This window comes from Streptomyces sp. NPDC050617, assembly GCF_040654795.1.
GTDB lineage: Bacteria > Actinomycetota > Actinomycetes > Streptomycetales > Streptomycetaceae > Streptomyces.
The window spans coordinates 1-17837 of record NZ_JBFAIS010000044.1 but is presented as its reverse complement, the minus strand read 5'-3'; the positions used below and the strand labels follow the sequence as shown (position 1 = coordinate 17837).

The 17837-nt window shown below is 73.3% G+C and carries 19 protein-coding genes; 5 read left to right on the top strand and 14 right to left on the bottom strand.

Going from position 1 to position 17837, the window contains the following annotated elements:
• Positions 1–320 precede the first annotated feature (320 nt).
• Positions 321–908, top strand: a complete 588-nt coding sequence (locus AB0I49_RS35875) for an SCO3374 family protein (RefSeq protein ID WP_363231413.1) — start codon at positions 321–323, stop codon at positions 906–908.
• On the opposite strand, the gene AB0I49_RS35870 is transcribed toward AB0I49_RS35875, so the two are convergent.
• The 12 genes from AB0I49_RS35870 to AB0I49_RS35815 form a co-directional block, all read right to left on the bottom strand.
• Positions 887–1222, bottom strand: coding sequence for an Lsr2 family protein (locus AB0I49_RS35870; protein ID WP_030880446.1), 336 nt, complete (start codon positions 1220–1222; stop codon positions 887–889). The two genes, AB0I49_RS35875 and AB0I49_RS35870, sit on opposite strands and share 22 nt — an antisense overlap.
• 210 nt (positions 1223–1432) lie before the next feature.
• Positions 1433–2032: an amino-acid N-acetyltransferase gene (locus tag AB0I49_RS35865; protein ID WP_363231412.1), complete on the bottom strand. Its 600-nt coding sequence runs from the start codon at positions 2030–2032 to the stop codon at positions 1433–1435.
• Positions 2033–2041: 9 nt separating this feature from the next.
• Entirely contained in the window at positions 2042–2434 is a 393-nt protein-coding gene (locus AB0I49_RS35860) for a BlaI/MecI/CopY family transcriptional regulator (RefSeq protein WP_363231411.1), read from the bottom strand.
• 253 nt (positions 2435–2687) lie between these two features.
• Positions 2688–2867, bottom strand: a complete 180-nt coding sequence (locus AB0I49_RS35855; protein ID WP_363231410.1) for a hypothetical protein — start codon at positions 2865–2867, stop codon at positions 2688–2690.
• A gap of 148 nt (positions 2868–3015) precedes the next feature.
• Complete coding sequence (locus AB0I49_RS35850) at positions 3016–3750, bottom strand: hypothetical protein (RefSeq protein WP_363231409.1); 735 nt, start codon at positions 3748–3750, stop codon at positions 3016–3018.
• Positions 3751–3940: 190 nt separating this feature from the next.
• Positions 3941–4630, bottom strand: a complete 690-nt coding sequence (locus AB0I49_RS35845) for a hypothetical protein (protein WP_363231408.1) — start codon at positions 4628–4630, stop codon at positions 3941–3943.
• Between the two features lie 116 nt (positions 4631–4746).
• Positions 4747–5547, bottom strand: a complete 801-nt coding sequence (locus tag AB0I49_RS35840; RefSeq protein WP_363231407.1) for a type III pantothenate kinase — start codon at positions 5545–5547, stop codon at positions 4747–4749.
• The gene (gene nadC, locus AB0I49_RS35835) at positions 5547–6653 is read right to left on the bottom strand and encodes a carboxylating nicotinate-nucleotide diphosphorylase (RefSeq protein ID WP_363231406.1); all 1107 of its coding nucleotides are present in this window, start codon (positions 6651–6653) and stop codon (positions 5547–5549) included. The genes AB0I49_RS35840 and nadC overlap by 1 nt, the downstream gene beginning before the upstream one ends.
• A complete protein-coding gene (locus tag AB0I49_RS35830) occupies positions 6650–8407 on the bottom strand; it encodes an L-aspartate oxidase (RefSeq protein WP_363231405.1) in 1758 nt (585 codons plus the stop codon). Before AB0I49_RS35830 ends, nadC begins: the two co-directional genes overlap by 4 nt.
• Positions 8404–9351, bottom strand: coding sequence for a pantoate--beta-alanine ligase (gene panC / locus AB0I49_RS35825; RefSeq protein WP_363231404.1), 948 nt, complete (start codon positions 9349–9351; stop codon positions 8404–8406). Before panC ends, AB0I49_RS35830 begins: the two co-directional genes overlap by 4 nt.
• A gap of 236 nt (positions 9352–9587) precedes the next feature.
• On the bottom strand, positions 9588–10550 hold the full coding sequence (locus AB0I49_RS35820) for a DUF2520 domain-containing protein (RefSeq protein WP_363231403.1): 963 nt from the start codon (positions 10548–10550) through the stop codon (positions 9588–9590).
• 335 nt (positions 10551–10885) lie between these two features.
• Positions 10886–11218: a hypothetical protein gene (locus AB0I49_RS35815; protein WP_363231402.1), complete on the bottom strand. Its 333-nt coding sequence runs from the start codon at positions 11216–11218 to the stop codon at positions 10886–10888.
• 152 nt (positions 11219–11370) lie between these two features.
• On the opposite strand from AB0I49_RS35815, the gene AB0I49_RS35810 reads away from it, so the two are divergent.
• Positions 11371–12453 (top strand): DUF5937 family protein, encoded by a 1083-nt coding sequence (locus AB0I49_RS35810; RefSeq protein ID WP_363231401.1) that lies wholly within the window; start codon positions 11371–11373, stop codon positions 12451–12453.
• Positions 12454–12545: 92 nt separating this feature from the next.
• The gene (locus AB0I49_RS35805; RefSeq protein ID WP_363231400.1) at positions 12546–13163 is read left to right on the top strand and encodes a Uma2 family endonuclease; all 618 of its coding nucleotides are present in this window, start codon (positions 12546–12548) and stop codon (positions 13161–13163) included.
• Positions 13164–13170: 7 nt separating this feature from the next.
• Here AB0I49_RS35805 and AB0I49_RS35800 read toward each other — a convergent pair whose 3' ends face one another.
• Both AB0I49_RS35800 and AB0I49_RS35795 read right to left on the bottom strand, forming a co-directional pair.
• The gene (locus AB0I49_RS35800) at positions 13171–13845 is read right to left on the bottom strand and encodes a response regulator transcription factor (protein ID WP_363231399.1); all 675 of its coding nucleotides are present in this window, start codon (positions 13843–13845) and stop codon (positions 13171–13173) included.
• A 77-nt stretch (positions 13846–13922) separates the two neighbouring features.
• Positions 13923–15119, bottom strand: coding sequence for a sensor histidine kinase (locus tag AB0I49_RS35795; RefSeq protein ID WP_363231398.1), 1197 nt, complete (start codon positions 15117–15119; stop codon positions 13923–13925).
• 277 nt (positions 15120–15396) lie between these two features.
• On the opposite strand from AB0I49_RS35795, the gene AB0I49_RS35790 reads away from it, so the two are divergent.
• On the top strand, positions 15397–16455 hold the full coding sequence (locus tag AB0I49_RS35790) for an SAM-dependent methyltransferase (protein WP_363231397.1): 1059 nt from the start codon (positions 15397–15399) through the stop codon (positions 16453–16455).
• An 89-nt stretch (positions 16456–16544) separates the two neighbouring features.
• Positions 16545–17687, top strand: a complete 1143-nt coding sequence (locus AB0I49_RS35785) for an NADH-quinone oxidoreductase subunit D (protein WP_363231396.1) — start codon at positions 16545–16547, stop codon at positions 17685–17687.
• Positions 17688–17837: the final 150 nt, after the last annotated feature.

Below are 17837 nucleotides of genomic sequence, written 5' to 3'. Positions count from 1 at the left end.
GGGAAACCAATTTGGCGAACAGCCGACATCTGCTCCAACCCGATGGTGCGAGACGATGTTCCCGCAGGCCAGGCATATACGCCCGTCACCAGTACGCCGATGGCGAACGCCGAGCCTCCTGACACGCGGACCGCCCCTCTCCACTAGGGATGTCTTACCCGTCAGCACTGACAGTCCATGCCGCGCGGGCGGATTCCATCCGCTACGGGCGAACACCCGCGCGCCCCTTCGAAGCCTCCGAACCCCCCTTGCCGATCACGGTTCGCTTCTGGACCCGAACCGAGCGTAACCTCTGTCGGTTCGCGCCAGTTGCAGCAGGCATGACTCCCGCCGTTCCCGTGCCCCGCCCCCGGGCGCCGCTCGACGCCGTCCGGCGGTGGTACGAGCGCGAGCTGGGCTGGCCGGTCGCGGGCGGCTCGGCCGGGGAGCCCGTACAGCTCCTCACCGGGGTCCGCTTCGACGTGCTGGAGCTGCCCTCCGACGCCGGATTCGCGGTGCTGCGACGCGTGGCGCGGACCGGTCCGGTCGCGTACGACCCGCGCGCGGGCGCCGTGCGGCTGCTGGTCGCCGCCGGCAGCGCCGACGAACTGCCGGGACTGCTCGACTGGCTGGAGTGGGGCGGCATCGCCCTCGATCTCACCATGCTCGGGCCCGGCGGCCGGATCGCCGCACCGACGCCGGACGCGGTCGCCGGCTCGCGGGAGACCGTTTGGCTACGGCCTCCCGAACCGGGGTGCGAGGTCGAGCCGACGCTGCCGGTCACCGGCCTCGGGGACGGTGGGGGCGCCCCCGATCTCGTAAGGCTCGTGGGCGCGGCGGCGACGGAGTGCCACCGGGCCCGGTTGCTGCGCGCCTCTGGGGCTCGCAGCGGTCGACCCTCGGGTTCTCAGCCGTTGGCCTTCTCGTAAGCCTCGCGCACGGTCGCGGGCACGCGGCCGCGGTCGTTGACCTCAAAGCCGTTCGCCTTGGCCCACGCGCGGATCTTCGCGGTGTCCTGGCTGCTGCCCGCGCCGGCGCGGGCCTTGCCGCGGCTGGCCGCGGCGCGACCGCCGGTGCGACGGCCACTCTTCGTGTACGGCTCCAGCAGGCCGCGCAGCTTGTCGGCGTTGGCGGTGGTGAGGTCGATCTCGTACGTCTTGCCGTCCAGTGCGAACGTGACGGTCTCGTCGGCCTCGCCACCGTCGAGGTCATCGACAAGAAGGACCTGAACCTTCTGTGCCACGGGGGATTCCTTTCACAGAAAAGGGGGTCTGGGGTCCACGGCGATAGCAGCGCATGTCGCTGCCCCAGTAATTACACTACGAGGGAATAGCAAACCGCCTTTCCCGGAAAAACACAAACCCCCGGGGAAGGTTCGCCTCGGCTTCCGCGTGGGAACCACGCGTTCCAGAGCCATGTGATAGGGGCGCGATTCGGACATAGGGCCCGCGGATCACAGATGCAGAAGCATCCGGCTGTTGCCAAGGGTGTTCGGCTTCACCCGTTCGAGACCCAGGAACTCGGCAACGCCCTCGTCATAGGAACGCAGCAGCTCACTGTAGACATCACCATCGACGGGTGTCTCGCCGATCTCCACGAAGCCGTGCTTGACGAAGAAGTCGACTTCGAAGGTGAGACAGAAAATTCGGCGCACCCCCAGCCACCGAGCGGTCTCCAACAGCTTGTCCAGAACCAGATGACCGACTCCGAGGCCCTTGACGGTCTTGTCGACCGCGAGAGTGCGCACCTCGGCCAGGTCTTCCCACATCACATGCAGCGCGCCGCAGCCGATGACCTCGGCGGCCGTATCTCCGGCGGCTACAGCGGCTTCGGCGTCTTCGAGGGCTACGGCATCTTCGCCGGGTTCGGCGGCTACGGCGGCTTCCGCGGCTCGCTCGGCGACCCAGAACTCCTGGATGTCCTCGTAAAGCGTCACCATGGCTTTGTCGAGGAGGATGCCGTCCGGTACGTACGAGTCGATGAGCCGGCGGAGCGCTGGTACATCGCTGGTCCTGGCCCGGCGGACGGTGACGACATTCGATAGTGCGGCCATGGCCGGACGCTATCGCCCCGCCTCGCCGGAGCTGTCGCCGGGCCCGAGTTGGACCACCCGCATCGCATCCCGCAGGGCATCCCGCTGTTCGGCGGACATCATCCCGAAGAACGCCACGAGAGCGGCCGCGGGGTTGTCGCTGACGGACCACGCGTCGTTCATCAGTGCGGCCGAGTAGGCGGCCCGGGTCGACACCGCGGCATATCTATAGGCGCGGCCTTCCACTTCCCGGCGTACCCAACCCTTCTGATACAGGTTGTCCATCACCGTTATGACCGTGGTGTAGGCGATGGAGCGTTCCCGCTGAAGGTCTTCCAGGACTTCTCGAACAGTGACGGGACGGTTCCACTCCCACACGCGCGTCATGACGGCGTCTTCCAGATCACCCAGTCGTCGAGGCACACGCGAATAATAGTGGGAGATGTCTCCAATGCCGGTTTATTTGAGCGACATAAAGGGGCGCGCGGGCCGCGATTTGTGATCGCGGTCCACGCGCCCCTTCGTTACGTGCGGTGGCGGCGCGGGGAGGGCGCCGGCCGGCCGCGGGTTCCGGACCGAAACCGCCCTCGGGCACCCGGCCGAAACCGCACCCGGCTTCCGGGCCGAATCCCTGGGCAGAACTCCGGGCGTAACCCCGGCGGAACCCCGGGCTAAATCAGGCCCCGGAACCCTTGGGCGCCTGCTGGGCGGATTCGACGCGGTTGAGCACGGCGTCGACCGCGGCGTCTTCCTTGCCCTTGTTCGCGCCGCCCTGGCTTTTGACGATCGTCACGATCAGCGCGATGAAGGCCACCGCCATCACCAGGGGCGGGACCAGCGCGGAGACGTAGTCCATGGCCGTCGGCCTCCTTCTGCGGCTGCCGCCGCGATTGCTGCGCGAGACATCCAGGTTAGCGACCCGTGCCGGGGGCGCCGGGGCCGGGTGGCACAACGCGGTACGAGCCGCCCGGCGCACCGGAGCCGGCCTTGGCGGTCGGCGCGCGTCAGGCCGTACGGGCCTCCTCGTCCGGAGCCGGGGACGGGCCGGGGGCCGTTTTCGGGGGCGCCGCCGGGTCGGGGCGGCGGCGCGGCGGGAAGACCTCGGCCGGGGTGGGCGCGGGCCGCTTGGGCTGCGGCGGCGCGCCGGGCTTCGCGGGGGCGGCGGGCCTGGGCGCGGGGCTGGGCGCGGGGCGTTCCTCGCTCGCGTCGGCTGTCTGCGCGCCGCGCCCGCCGGGCAGGGCGAGGAGCTGCGCGCGCCGCGAGTTCGGCAGGAGGGGCGGCGGGGGTTCGGCGGCGCGTTCCGCGAGGCGGGCCCGTACGGACCGTTCGGCGATCCGTTCGCAGCGGTGCAGCAGCGCGCGGCGGCGGTCGGACTCGGCGTCGCCCGCCGGGGCGGCGCAGAGCGAGCGGAGGGCGGTCAGGTCGTCCGGGCGGGGCAGGTAGCCGGCCGCCAGGGCGTCCTGGAGCTGTCGCAGATAGCCGGAGGCCGAACCGGGGAGAGCAGCGCGGTAGCGGGCGAGGTCGGCGAGGAGGAAGGCGCGCAGCCGGCCTCCCTCGCGGACCGCCTCGTCCACGGCCTCGGCGAGCCGGAGACAGTCCTGGACCTCCTCGGCCCGCGCGGGGCCGATCGGGGCGGGGACGGGATGGGGCTGAAGGGCGATGGCCAGGGCGCGGCGGAGCACGCGCAGCTCGTCCGCGCTGAACGCCATTCCTCCGCGGGGTCCATAGGGCGTGGGCATGCAGCGACTTTAAGTGCTAAGCAGACAAAAACGGTTTAGGAGGTATTAGTCGGGCGTGGTCTGGTATCGGGTGATGCGGCGGGAGCGGTGGGTGCAGTGGCGGCGCGGCCCTGCCGGGCCTGGGCGCCCTCGTACGCCGGACGGGCTGGACTGGGGGGTGGATCGGGCTGGGCTCGTACGGGGAGCAGGGCTATTGGTGATGGTGAGGCCGGGAGGGGATCGTTGTGGCCGTTATGCCCAGGGCCAGGGCTCCCGTCGCCATCGCCAACAGGAGCGGAGTGTTCCGGGTGCCCGTGTCGGCCAGGGTCGCCGTCGGAGGTGACGGGGTCGTGGTCACCATGCGGGCCTCCGCGGGCCCCGTGTCCTCGATGTCCGTCAGGATCGGGGCCGCGTCGTTGGCCGGGTACGGGTCGTGGGCCGCGCCTTCGCGGTCCACGACGCGGATCTCCCCCTCCGCGCCCTCGACCTTCTTGTCGATACGGACGTCGAAGCGGAGCGTATCCGTGGCGCCGGGCCGCAGGGGCGCGCCGATCGCGCAGACGTACGTCCGCGCGCCCTTCGCCCCGCAGGAGCCCGTGCCCGCGGTGATCGTGGTGCCCTCGGGCGGCGTTATCTCGTACGCGCCCGCGCCGCGCCCCGCGTCCGGGCCGCCGTTCCTGACGCCCAGTTCGACGGGGACGGTCTGCCCGACCCTGCCCGCCACCACGTGCCCGACGGCCTGGTAGTCGACGGTCGCGTACGTACCGGCGCCGGCGCTGCTACCGGTTCCGGCGGCCCGCGCGGGCGGCGCGGCGTCGGCCTGGCCCGTCGCCAGGACCGCTCCGGCCGCCAGCGCGGCCACGGCCACCGCCGCGCGGCATAACTTCCGCTTCACACCCATACGCCCCACGCCCCTCGCCCGCTCCCGCAACTCCCCCCGCTTGCAGGACCGTTCGCGCGTCGGGTTGGTTGCTCGGCCGGTCCCTCAGGAGCCAGCCAAGATCATCGGGGATGATGTTACTGAGCGCGCGAGACGTTGCGTTCGTAGACGAGGCGCAGCCCGATGAGGGTGAGCCACGGCTCGTGCTCGTCGATGACGGACGATTCGCCGAGAACGAGCGGCGAGAGGCCGCCCGTCGCGATGACGGTGACGTCCTCGGGGTCGTCGGCGAGTTCGGCGGCCATCCGGGTGACGACGCCGTCGACCTGCCCGGCGAAGCCGTAGAGAATGCCGGACTGCATGGCCTCGACGGTGTTCTTGCCGATGACGCTGCGCGGCCGGGCCAGTTCGATCTTGCGGAGCTGGGCGCCCTTGACGCCGAGCGCCTCGACGGAGATCTCGATGCCGGGCGCGATGACGCCGCCCGCGTACTCGCCGCGCGCGCTGACGGCATCGAAGGTGGTGGCCGTGCCGAAATCCACGACGACGCAGGGCCCGCCGTACAGCTCGACGGCCGCGACCGCGTTGATGATGCGGTCGGCGCCGACCTCCTTGGGGTTGTCCATCAGGATCGGCACGCCCGTCTTGACGCCGGGCTCGACGAGGATCGCGGGCACGTCGCCGTAGTAGCGGCGGGTCACCTCGCGCAGTTCCTGGAGGACGGAGGGGACGGTGGAGCAGATGGCGATGCCCTCGATGCCGTCGCTCAGCTCCTCGCCGAGCAGCGGGTGCATGCCCATCAGGCCCTGGAGGAGGACGGCCAGTTCGTCGGCGGTGCGGCGGGCGTCGGTGGAGATCCGCCAGTGCTCGACGATGTCCTCGCCGTCGAAGAGGCCGAGGACGGTGTGGGTGTTTCCGACGTCGATGGTGAGCAGCATCAGGCCCGCTCCTCCATGGCGCCGGCGCCGTTCAGGTCGCCCTGGTCGCTCTCGCCGTCCTTCTCGGTTTCGTCGTTCTCGGTTTCGTCGTTCTCGCGGAGGTCCAGGCCGATGTCCAGGATCGGCGAGGAGTGTGTGAGGGCCCCGACGGCGAGGTAGTCGACGCCGGCGTCCGCGTACGCGCGCGCGTTGTCGAGGGTGAGGCGGCCGGAGGACTCCAGGGCGGCACGGCCCGCGACGAGCGCGACGGCCTCGCGGGTCTGCTCCGGGGTGAAGTTGTCGAGCAGGATGAGGTCCGCGCCCTCGGTGAGGATCGGCGGGATCTGTTCGAGGGTGTCCACCTCGACCTCGATGGGCACGTCCGGGAACTCCGCCCGTACCGCCTTGAACGCCTCGGCCACCCCGCCCGCCGCGATGACGTGGTTGTCCTTGATGAGCGCGGCGTCGGACAGCGACATGCGGTGGTTGACGCCGCCGCCGCAGCGGACCGCGTACTTCTCCAGGGCGCGCAGGCCGGGCGTGGTCTTGCGGGTGTCGCGGACCTCGGCCTTCGTGCCGTCCAGGACGTCCGCCCAGGCGCGGGCCGCGGTCGCGATGCCGGAGAGGCGGCACAGCAGGTTGAGGGCGCTGCGCTCGCCGGTGAGCAGGTCGCGGGTACGGGCCCGTACGGACAGCAGTTTCTGACCGGCGCTCACGCGGTCGCCGTCCTCCACATGCCGATCGACCTCGAACTCGTCCATGCAGACGACGGACAGGACCGCCTCGGCGACGCGCAGCCCGGCGACGGTGCCGCTCTCGCGCGCGGTGAAGTCGCCGATGGCGACGGCGTCCTCGGGGACGGTCGCGACGGTCGTGACGTCCACGCCCTGGTCGAGGTCCTCCTCGATGGCCAGGTGCGCGATGTCCTCGACCTGGACCGGGTCGAGGCCCGCGTCCGCGAGGAGCTGCGCGAGGCCGGGGTCGAGGCCGCATTCGAGCGGGTCGGCGTCGTACGGCTCACCGCCACCGCAGCCGCACGCGTCACCGCAGCCGCCGCCGGAGCCCGCGTCGGCGGGGTCCTGGCCGACGCGGCCGATCTGGAGCAGGGGGAGGTCGGGGGTGCTCACTGATACGACTCCGTCTCGGGGAGGGGGGCGATGGTCGCGGGGAAGGCGGGGGTGTCCGTCGTACGGACGGCGAGGGTGCGGTCCGGGCGCAGCGCCACGAGGAGGTGGCGGTGCCAGGCCGCGTCGTCGCGCTCCGGGTGGTCCTCGCGCCAGTGGCAGCCGCGCGTCTCCTCGCGGCGCTGGGCGGCGGCGACGAGGACGCGGGCGACCAGGAGGAGGTTGGTCGTCTCCCAGGTCTCCACGGAGGGCTCGGCGGTCTTGCCCTCGCGGGCCAGTTCGTCGGCGGCGGTCGCGTGCAGCCGCGTCAGCCGGGTCGCGGCCTCGGCGAGACTGGCGGCGGAACGCAGGACTCCGGCCCCGGTGGTCATCACCCGCTGAATGGCGAAGCGCGCTTCGGGGGCCACGAGGGCCGATTCGGCGGCGGGGGCGTGCGGGGTGGGGGCGGCTGGGGCGGCGGAGGCGGTGGATGTACCCGGATCCCCCGGGTTCCCTAGGCCCCCCGGCCGCCCCGGACCCGTGACGTCCGCCGCGATGCGCTCCGCGAAGACCAGGCCCTCCAGGAGCGAGTTCGACGCCAGCCGGTTGGCTCCGTGGACGCCGGTGCAGGCGACCTCCCCGCACGCGTACAGGCCGGGGACCGTGGTGCGGCCGCGCAGGTCGGTCCGTACGCCGCCCGAGGCGTAGTGGGCGGCGGGGGCCACGGGGATCGGTTCGGTGACCGGGTCGATGCCGTGGGCGCGGCAGGCGGCGAGGATGGTGGGGAAGCGGGTCTCCCACATCCGGGCGCCGAAGTGGCGGGCGTCGAGGTACATGTGCTCGGCGTCGCGCTCGCGCATCCGCCGCATGATGGCCTTGGCGACGATGTCGCGCGGCGCCAGCTCGGCCAGTTCGTGCTGCCCGAGCATGAAGCGGACGCCGTCCGCGTCGACGAGATGGGCGCCCTCGCCCCGTACCGCCTCGGACACCAGCGGCTGCTGGCCCTCCGCGTCGGGCCCCAGCCACAGCACCGTGGGGTGGAACTGGACGAATTCGAGGTCGGAGACCTCCGCCCCGGCGCGCAGCGCCAGCGCGACGCCGTCGCCCGTGGAGACCGCCGGGTTGGTGGTGGCGGAGAAGACCTGGCCCATGCCGCCGGTGGCCAGGACGACGGCCGGGGCGCGCACGGCGCCGACGCCGTCGCGCCGCCCCTCCCCCATGACGTGCAGGGTGACGCCCGCGGCGCGCCCGTCGGCGTCCTTGAGCAGGTCGAGGACGAGGGCGTTCTCGACGGTCTCGATGCCCGCCGCCCGCACCGCCTCGACCAGCGCGCGGGAGATCTCGGCGCCGGTCGCGTCGCCGCCCGCGTGGGCGATGCGGCGACGGTGGTGGCCGCCCTCGCGGGTCAGCAGGATCTCGCCGGTCTCGTCCGACGTGTCGAAGCGCGCGCCGGTCGCGATGAGCCGCCGCACCGCGGCGGGGCCCTCGGTGACCAGGAAGCGCACGGCGGCCTCGTCGCACAGCCCCGCGCCCGCGACGAGCGTGTCGTCGAGGTGCTGACCGGGGGTGTCGCCGTCGCCGAGCGCGGCCGCTATGCCGCCCTGCGCCCAGCGCGTGGAGCCGTCGTCGAGGCGCGCCTTGGTGACGACGGTGACCTTGGCCCCGGCGGCGGCGCAGCGCAGTGCGGCGGTGAGTCCCGCGACGCCGGAGCCGATGACGACGACATCGGCTTCGAGCGCCCAGCCGGGCGCGGGGGCGTGGAGGCGTATGCCGGTCATCGTTCCGCTCCGAACTCCAGGGGGATGTTGTCGATCAGGCGCGTGGTCCCGACCTTCGCGGCGACGGCGAGCACGGCGTCGCCACTGTGGTCGTCGGGGACCTCGGTGAAGTCGGCGGGGTCGATGAGGGCGAGGTAGTCGAGGAGGAGCGGCGATGGCGGCGCGTGCCCCGTGCTGTCCGGACCGCCTGTCCCGCCTTTTTCGCCCTTGCCATGCGTGCCGTGCCGGCCGTCCTCGGCGTCGAGGACTCCGCGGGCGGCCTTTCGCGCGGCGGCCGGGCCGAGCGGCGCCGCCTCGCGGGCGGCGAACAGGGCCTTGGACAGCCCGAGAGCGGCAGCGCGGTCGGCGGCGGAGAGGTAGCGGTTGCGGCTGGAGAGCGCGAGTCCGTCGGCCTCCCGTACGGTCTCCACGCCGACGATCTCGACGGGGAAGTTGAGGTCCCGGGCCATGCGGCGGATCAGCGCCAGTTGCTGGGCGTCCTTCTGCCCGTAGAGGGCGAGGTCCGGCGCGGTGAGGTGGAGGAGCTTGGCGACGACGGTGAGCATGCCGTCGAAGTGGCCGGGGCGGTGGGCGCCTTCGAGGCGCTCCCCCATGGGGCCGGCGGAGACGCGGACCTGGGGTTCGCCGCCGGGGTAGACCTCGTCGACGGAGGGGGCGAACACGGCGTCCGCGCCCGCCTCCCGGGCCGTCCTCAGGTCCGCTTCGAGGGTGCGCGGGTAGCGGTCGAGGTCCTCGCCCGCGCCGAACTGGAGCGGGTTGACGAAGACGGTGACGACGACCTGTCCGTACGGTCCGACGCGGTCGCGGGCGGCGCGGACGAGCGTCGCGTGCCCTTCGTGGAGCGCGCCCATGGTCATGACGACGGCGCGGAGTCCGTTCGGCGCCCGCGGGAGGGCGCGCAGCTCGGCGGCCGTCCGGAGGGGGGATTCGGGTGCGTCGGCCACCTCGCGGAGGGGGCTTTCGGGTGCGTCGGCCGCCGTACGGAGGGGGCTTTCGGAGTCGCTGGCCGCCGTACGGAGGGGGCTTTCGGGGCCGCCAGCCGCCGTACGGACGGGGTTTTCGGGGCCGTCGTCCGCCGTACGGTGCCCCGCTTGGGGTGCTTTGGCCGCCGTACGGCGGTCCGCTTCGGGTGCTTCGGCCGCCGTACGGACGGGGGCTTTCGAGGATGCCGGCCGCCCGCTCACTGGTCTGCCTCCCCGTCCCGGCGGGCGCCGCCGGCGCCGTCCGCGAGGACGCCGAGCAGGTCCTCCGCCAGCTCCGGCTTGAGCAGCCCGTGGGCGAGGGCGCGGTCCGCCGTCGTACGGGCCATCGCCAGGTAACCGGCGAGGGCCTGGGGCGCGTGCCCGCGCAGTTCGGCGACGTGGGCGGCGACGGTGCCGGCGTCGCCGCGGGCCACCGGGCCGGTCAGCGCGTCGTCGCCGCTGCGCAGCGCGTTGTCGAGGGCCGCGCCGAGGAGCGGGCCGAGCATGCGGTCGGGGGCCTCGACCCCGGCGGCGCGCAGCAGCTCCATGGACTGGGCGACCAGTGTGACGAGGTGGTTCGCGCCGATGGCGAGGGCCGCGTGGTAGAGCGGGCGGGCGGCCTCCTCGACCCATTCGGGCTCGCCGCCCATCTCGATGACCAGGGCCTGCGCGGCGAGCCGCAGTTCCTCGGGGGCGGTGACGCCGAAGGAGCAGCCCGCGAGGCGCTGCACGTCGACCGGCGTGCCGGTGAACGTCATCGCGGGGTGCAGGGCCAGCGGCAGGGCCCCGGCCCGGCGGGCGGGGTCGAGCACGGCCGTGCCGAACCGTCCGGAGGTGTGCACCAGGAGCTGTCCGGGGCGCACGGCCCCGGTCTCGACGATCCCCGCGACCAGGCCGGGCAGGGCATCGTCGGGGACGGTGAGGAGCACGAGCTCGGCGCGCGCCAGGACTTCGCCGGGCGGCACCAGCGGTACGTCCGGGAGCAGGGTCGCGGCGCGCCGGACGGAGGCGTCGGAGACGCCGGAGACGGCTACGGGGCGGTGGCCGGCGAGACTCAGCGCGGCGGCGAGCGCGGGGCCGACGCGGCCCGCGCCGACGACGCCGACGGTGAGGCGGGCGGGGCGGTCCTTCGGGTTGGTCTGCTCGGAGGGGCCCGTGGGGTTCGGGGGGTGTGCGTTCACGCGGCGACGGCCTTCCGTTCCAGTCCGCGGGGGGTACCGGACGATTTCCCCGTCATGCTACGCGAGTGGTTCCGGGCGGCGGCGGGACCGTCCACTGCCTGTGGATAACTTCACGGACACGCCGCCCACGACCGTACGTACCCGGTGGACGCGCCGCCCACGACCGTACGTACCCGGTGGACGCGCCGCCCATGACCGTACGTACCCGGCGGACGCCCTGCCCGCACCCCGCGGCGGCACCGTGCTCGTGCCCGTACGTACCCGGCGGACGTCCGCCCTCGCCCCCTCACCCTCCGGCCGCTAGCGCCCGAGCACGGACGCGCCTCACCAGCGCCTCACGTCCGGTGGCCCGCCTCCGACCGCTCCGACCGCCCGGCCCGCCCGGCGGCGGGCCGAGACTCGGCCGCCGGACGGACCTCCGGCACCGGCGTGCGGGCGGCGACAGCGCGCCCGCCGCCGAGCCGCAGAAACCGGACCAGCGCCGCGCGGCGGGCACGCGCGCGGGCGCGCCGGGACGCGGCCCGTTCGTCGACGACGGCCACGAACTCCCGCCAGCGGCGCGCCTCCCGCACCGCGCGCAGGTCCCCGGCGCCGGGCGCGGGCGGAGCCGGCTCGCCGCTCCGGGCGGCCCGGTAGGCGTCGAACATGTGCTGCTGGATGGCGTCCACGGTTGTCTCCTCGGTGCCTCAAGAAGGGCCTCCGCCGGTGCGGGACCGCCTCGGGGTTCACCGTGCGCCGTAGCGCCCGCCCGCGGCGCGTCGATTGACGGGGACCGTCAATCGACGCGGCGGCCCGTACCGGCGAGCGGCACGATGAACCCATGAGCGTGGACATCGACATCACGGGGCTGCCCCTGGAGCGCATCGGCTTCAGCCCGTCGCCGCTGGCCGAACTGGGCGCGATGCTGCACGCCCTGTCCGAGCCGGGCCACCATCCGGGCCTGCACGGCTGGGCCACCGCGACCGCCGCGTCCCTCAAGCCGGACCTCGCGGACCGGCTGACGGAGGCGGACTTCCTGTGGCGGTCGGCGCGCTCGGACATCCTGCTGCCGTCCGTGCCGGGGGCGACGCTCGCGGAGGAGCTGGACGCGCTCGACCGGATCGACGACGAGACGTTCGTGTCCGCGGCCTTCGAGATCACCTGCTCGGCGGAGTACGGCAGCGAGGTGCCGTCCCCGCTGGTCGACGCCGCTCAGCGGGCCCGGGTCCGTGAGCTGTCGGCCGCGCGCGGCCCCAAGCAGGCCGATTTCACCGACCGGATGCTGGAGGACCCGCGCGCGCTGCGGGCGTGGCTGCGGCGGCTGCTGGAGGACTGCGAGGAGGCGTTCTTCAGGGACACCTGGGAGCGCGTACGGGGCCAGCTGGCGGCCGACGCGCGCCATAAGGCGGACCTGCTCCGCCACAAGGGCCTGGCCGAGGCGCTGGCCGCGGTCTCCCCGGCGGTGACGGTCTCCGAGGACGGCTCGCGGGTCGTGGTGGACAAGCTCGCGAGCTCCCGCACCAGCGCGTACGGGGGCTCCCTCACCTTCGTCCCGACCGCCTTCGGCTGGCCCCACCTCTTCGTACTGCACCGCCCCGGCTGGTCCCCGGTCATCCAGTACCCGGTCTCGTCGCCCGAGCTCCCGGAGGTGATGGCCCTCCAGGTGGTCCAGTGCCGCCTGGAAGCCCTCGCCCACCCGATCCGCATGCGCCTGTGCCGCACCCTCGCCCGCGGCCCGCACACCACAGGCGAACTGGCGGCCGCCTACGGCCTGACCCCGCCGGAGGTCTCCCGCCACATAGCCGCCCTCAAGAAAGCCGGCCTCCTCTCCACCCGCCGCCGCGGCCGCTACGTACTCCACCAGCTCGACCTGACCGTCGTGGCCCGCATCGGCAGCGACTTCCTCCAGAGCGTGTTGCGCTGACCACGGGACGACCGCGCGAGGCAGGGGCGACTGTCGGCGGCCGCGGCTAACCTTCGACTCCCAGCCACGTCCCGGGCATGAGGAGGTTCGCCGTGACAGCCGTGGACGACAGGCCGCAGGCCCACGCCCAGATGCAGCCGGAGCAGTTCGAAGCCCTCGCCGCCGCGGCGGCGAGGGAGGCCGACGGCCTGCGCCTGGAGTTCATCGGGGGGAAGCTGGGGGTCAAGGCCGTGCCGGACGGGCTTCACGAGACGATCACCATGTGGCTGGTACGGCAGTGCCTCCAGCACGCGCCCGCGCTGGACCTCCACACCGGACAAGGGCTCAGGATCGAGACCTGCCGCAAAGGCAGGGCCCGCCCCGACGGCACGCTCGCCCCGACGGCCCACTTCGTCCGGGCCGGGGAGTGGGCCGACCCCGACGGCGTGCTCATGACCGTCGAAGTCACCTCCCACGACCATGACACCAACCAGCGCGACCGCGTCGAGAAGCCACGCGCCTTCGCCGAGAGCGGCATCCCTGTCCACCTGCTCATCGACCGTGAAGGCGAAGAGGTCACCGTCTACAGCGAACCCGTGGACGGCTCCTACCAGGAGCGCCACTCCGCCGCGTTCGGCAAGACCGTCACCCTTCCGGAGCCGGTGGGCATCACCCTCGACACCGAGCCGCTCAAGACCTGGAGTTCCACGGCCCGAGGCTCCGGCGCCTGACCGGGCCCTACTGCCCCCCGCCCCCCGCCCGTACCAGCCCCGACTCGTAGGCCATGACGACGACCTGGACGCGGTCGCGGAGGCCCAGTTTGGTGAGGATGCGGCCTACGTGGGTCTTCACGGTGGCTTCGGAGAGGACGAGGCGGGCGGCGATCTCGCCGTTGGACATGCCTTGGGCGACGAGGAGCATGACCTCGCGTTCGCGGCCGGTGAGGCGGTCGAGTTCGGAGTTGGAGGGGTCCTTGGAGGTGCTCGGGAGCATCGGGGTGAAGCGGTCGAGGAGGCGGCGGGTGGTGCTGGGCGCCACCACGGCGTCGCCGCTGTGCACGGCGCGGATCGCGCCGAGGAGTTCGCCGGGCGGCACGTCCTTGAGCATGAAGCCGCTGGCCCCGACCTTCAGCGCCGAGAAGGCGTACTCGTCGAGGTCGAAGGTGGTCAGTATCAGGACCTTCGGCGGGTCCTGCTGCGCGCAGATGCGGCGCGTGGCCTCCACGCCGTCCAGTCTCGGCATGCGCACGTCCATGAGCACCACGTCCACGGCGGTGGCGCGCAGCACCTCCAGCGCCTCCACGCCGTCCCCGGCCTCGGCGACGACCTCCATGTCGGGCTGGGCCGCCAGCACCATGCGGAAGCCCGTACGGAGCAGGACCTGATCGTCGACGAGCATGACCCGGATCGACATGCGGCGTTACCTTTCCTCAGCGGTTTCGTGAGCGTACGCGCCGGACGCGCCCACCGGCGAACCCCGGGGCGGGATTTTCAGCGGCCGGCCTTCAGCGGCAGCAGCGCACTGATCCGGAACCCGCCGCCCGGCCGCGGGCCCGCGTCCAGCGTTCCCCCGACCATGCCGACGCGCTCGCGCATCCCGATCAGGCCGTGCCCCATGCCGTCCGCGCCGCCCTCCTCGTACAGCTCGTGCTGCGCGCCCCGCCCGTCGTCCTCCACCAGCAGGCCCAGCCCGTCGTCGAAGAAGGTGAGCCGGACACTGGCGCCGACGTCCGGGCCGCCGTGCTTGCGGGTGTTGGTGAGCGCCTCCTGCACGATGCGGTAGGCCGTCAGCTCGACGCCGCTCGGCAGCGGCCGAGGCGACCCCTCGACCCGGAAGTCGACGGGCATCCCCGCGGTGCGCACCTGCTCCACCAGATCGTTGATCTGCTCCACGTCCGGCTGCGGCACGTACTCGCCGCCCTCGGAACTCTCCTCCGTGCGCAGCACGCCCAGCAGCCGCCGCATCTCCGCGAGCGCCTGCCGCCCGGTCCCGGAGATCGTCTCCAGCGCCTGCTTGGCCTGCTCCGGGGAGCCGTCCAGGACGTACGCGGCGCCGTCGGCCTGCACCACCATCACCGACACGTTGTGCGCGACCACGTCATGCAGTTCGCGGGCGATCCGCGCCCGCTCGGCGGCCACGGCCATCCGCGCCTGTGCCTCGCGCTCCTTCTCCAGCCGGTCGGCGCGTTCCTGGAGCTGCGCCCAGTACGCGCGGCGGGTGCGCACGGAGTCGCCCAGCACCCAGGCGAGCACGAAGGGCACCGTGACGAAGACGACCGCCACCACGCTCTGCCAGCCGGTGGCCGCGCTGCCCGGCCAGCGCAATTTGTTGATCGTCGGCGCGAGCAGGCCGCAGACCAGCGCCAGCCGGGACGCCCAGCGCTTCCCGTCCGCCGCCGCGGTGTAGATGATCACCAGCAGCGCGAAGTCCGCGGGGTGGATGTCCACGTTGCCCGCGACCTGGAGCAGCCCGCACACCACCGCCGCGAGCAGCGTGTACTCCGGCCACCGGCGGCGCAGCGCGACCACCATGCACAACCCGACGACGGTCACCGCGGCCACAGCGAACTGGGCGGTGCCGTTCGGAGCCTGCACGAGCCAGATCCCGCTCAGCCCGAACAGCAGGAGAGCCCAGAAGCTGTCCACACCGGTCGGGTGTCTGCGGAAGAAGTCGTAGAGGCGCTGCACGTAACCCAGCGTAGGGACCGCGAGCACGTGCCGGGGTCAGCCGGACGATCGATCCATGCACCTCCGGTCTACTCCCCAAGGTGGATACGGGCTCGGTACGAAGGAGATGCGGGCACCCTGAACCGGTCCCTCCGCCCCCTCCACTTTCCGGTTCCGCCCCTTCCGCTTTTCGGTTCCGACCCCTCCGCTTTCCGGTCCGGCCGCGCTTCCCCGCCTGCCCGCAGATAGTTATCCACAGGCCGAAACGCCCGCGTCCCGCCTCGCATACCGTTCTCGCATGACGCGCACAGCGAGCGGAGCGCGGACCTGGCGGGCGGCGACCGAGGCCGCGCTGTACGGGCCGCACGGCTTCTACCGCCGGTCCGGCGGCCCCGGCCCGGCCGGCCACTTCCGTACGTCCGTACACGCCTCGCCCCGGTACGCGGCGGCCGTCGCCGAGCTGCTGCGCCGCGTCGACGAGGCCCTCGGTCACCCGCCGCGCCTGGCCTTCGCCGACATCGGCGCGGGGCGCGGCGAGCTGGCGGCGGGCGTGCTCGCGCACGTCCCGGCGGACGTGGCCGCCCGGCTGCGCCCGTACGCCGTCGAGCGGGCCCCCCGGCCCGCCGGTCTCGATCCGCGCGTCGAGTGGCTCGCCGACGTCGACGAGGCCCCGGCCGGGCTGACGGGCCTGCTGTTCGCCAACGAATGGCTCGACAACGTGCCGGTCGACGTCGCCGAGACCGACGGCGCGGGCACCGCCCGCCGGGTCCTCGTACGGGCCGACGGCGAGGAGGTCCTCGGCGGCCCCGTCGACGGCGAGGACGCCGCCTGGCTGGCCCGCTGGTGGCCGCTGGACGGCGCGCCGCCGGGCACGAGAGCCGAGATCGGGCTCCCGCGCGACGCGGCGTGGGCGCGCGCCGTCCGCGCCCTCGACGCGGGCCTCGCCGTCGCCGTCGACTACGCCCACGAGCGCGGCGCGCGGCCGCCGCTGGGCACCTTGACGGGCTTTCGGGACGGGCGGGAGGTGCGGCCGGTGCCGGACGGTTCCTGCGACATCACGGCGCATGTGGCCTTGGACGCGTGCGCGGCGGCGGGCTTCGACAGCGGCCCTGCCCCAACCGCCCCAACCGCCCCGGTCCCCCGCGCCCAGCGGGACGTCCTGCGGGCGCTCGGCGTCGACGGGCGGCGGCCGCCGCTGTCCCTCGCGTCCAGCGACCCGGCCGGGTACATACGGGCCCTCGGCGCGGCCGGGGAGGCCGCCGAGCTGACCGATCCGGCGGGCCTGGGCGGCTTCGGCTGGCTCATACAGCCCGTCGGCCCGCCCTGCGCCGAGCTGGCGGCCGCCCTCGCCGGGTGACCGGCCGCGGCCCCGGGCGTCCCCGCACCCGTGCCGTCGGCGTCCCCACGCCCGTACCCCCGCCCAGGCGAGCTGAGAGACTACCCACCATGACGGAGACGACAGTCGGCATCGGCGGCGCCGCGGAGAGCACCGACATGGTGCTCAACATCGGACCGCAGCACCCGTCCACCCACGGCGTGCTGCGCCTGCGCCTTGTCCTCGACGGCGAGCGGGTCCAGCACGCCGAGCCCGTCATCGGCTATATGCACCGCGGCGCGGAGAAGCTGTTCGAGGCGCGCGACTACCGCCAGATCATCATGCTCGCCAACCGCCACGACTGGCTCTCCGCCTTCTCCAACGAGCTGGGCGTCGTGCTGGCCGTGGAGCGGATGCTCGGGATGGAGGTCCCCGAGCGGGCCGTGTGGACGCGCACGCTCCTCGCCGAGCTCAACCGGGTGCTGAACCACCTGATGTTCCTCGGCTCGTACCCCCTGGAGCTGGGCGGCATCACGCCCGTCTTCCACGCCTTCCGGGAGCGCGAGGAGCTCCAGGCCGTGATGGAGGAGGTCTCCGGCGGCCGGATGCACTACATGTTCAATCGGGTCGGCGGCCTCAAGGAGGACCTCCCGGCGGGCTGGCTCGGCCGGGCCCGGGACGCGGTCGCGGACGTGCGGTCGCGCATGGACGTGTACGACCGGCTCGTGCTCGGCAACGAGATCTTCCGGGGCCGCACGCGCGGCGTCGGCGTGCTCTCCCGCGAAGCCGTGCACGGCTACGGCGTCTCGGGGCCGATCGCCCGCGCCTCCGGCGTGGACTTCGACCTGCGCCGCGACGAGCCGTACCTCGCCTACGGCGAGCTCCAGGATGCCCTCAAGGTCGTCACCCGCACCGAGGGCGACTGCCTCGCCCGCTTCGAGTGCCTGCTGGAGCAGACCCACAACGCGCTGGACCTGGCCGACGCGTGCCTCGACCGGATCGCGGACCTCCCGCCGGGGCCGATCAACCAGCGGCTCCCGAAGGTGCTCAAGGCCCCGGAGGGCGCCACCTACGCCTGGACCGAGAACCCGCTGGGCGTCAACGGCTACTACCTCGTCTCCAAGGGCGAGAAGACCCCGTACCGCCTCAAGCTCCGTTCGGCGTCGTTCAACAACATCCAGGCGCTGACGGAGCTGCTGCCGGGGACGCTCGTCGCGGACATGGTCGCGATCCTGGGCTCGCTGTTCTTCGTCGTCGGCGACATCGACAAGTAGAGATAAATAGAGACAAGTGGAGCGGGAGGCTTGAGGGCGGCGGAGGTCGGCGGTGACGCGCCGCCGACGCGGGGTCGCCCAGCAGGAAGCGCACCTCGCAGCCGGCCGCCACCTTGGCAGCGAGCCGGGCGGCGAGCCGCGGACGCTCGC

Bases quoted from the DNA above. Each gene is read 5' to 3' on its own strand.
- AB0I49_RS35875 (WP_363231413.1), top strand. From the start codon at position 321: ATGACTCCCGCCGTTCCCGTGCCCCGCCCCCGGGCGCCGCTCGACGCC.
- AB0I49_RS35865 (WP_363231412.1), bottom strand. From the start codon at position 2,032: ATGGCCGCACTATCGAATGTCGTCACCGTCCGCCGGGCCAGGACCAGC.
- AB0I49_RS35855 (WP_363231410.1), bottom strand. From the start codon at position 2,867: ATGGACTACGTCTCCGCGCTGGTCCCGCCCCTGGTGATGGCGGTGGCC.
- AB0I49_RS35850 (WP_363231409.1), bottom strand. From the start codon at position 3,750: ATGCCCACGCCCTATGGACCCCGCGGAGGAATGGCGTTCAGCGCGGAC.
- AB0I49_RS35845 (WP_363231408.1), bottom strand. From the start codon at position 4,630: ATGGGTGTGAAGCGGAAGTTATGCCGCGCGGCGGTGGCCGTGGCCGCG.
- AB0I49_RS35840 (WP_363231407.1), bottom strand. From the start codon at position 5,547: ATGCTGCTCACCATCGACGTCGGAAACACCCACACCGTCCTCGGCCTC.
- AB0I49_RS35830 (WP_363231405.1), bottom strand. From the start codon at position 8,407: ATGACCGGCATACGCCTCCACGCCCCCGCGCCCGGCTGGGCGCTCGAA.
- AB0I49_RS35810 (WP_363231401.1), top strand. From the start codon at position 11,371: ATGAGCGTGGACATCGACATCACGGGGCTGCCCCTGGAGCGCATCGGC.
- AB0I49_RS35800 (WP_363231399.1), bottom strand. From the start codon at position 13,845: ATGTCGATCCGGGTCATGCTCGTCGACGATCAGGTCCTGCTCCGTACG.
- AB0I49_RS35790 (WP_363231397.1), top strand. From the start codon at position 15,397: ATGACGCGCACAGCGAGCGGAGCGCGGACCTGGCGGGCGGCGACCGAG.
- AB0I49_RS35785 (WP_363231396.1), top strand. From the start codon at position 16,545: ATGACGGAGACGACAGTCGGCATCGGCGGCGCCGCGGAGAGCACCGAC.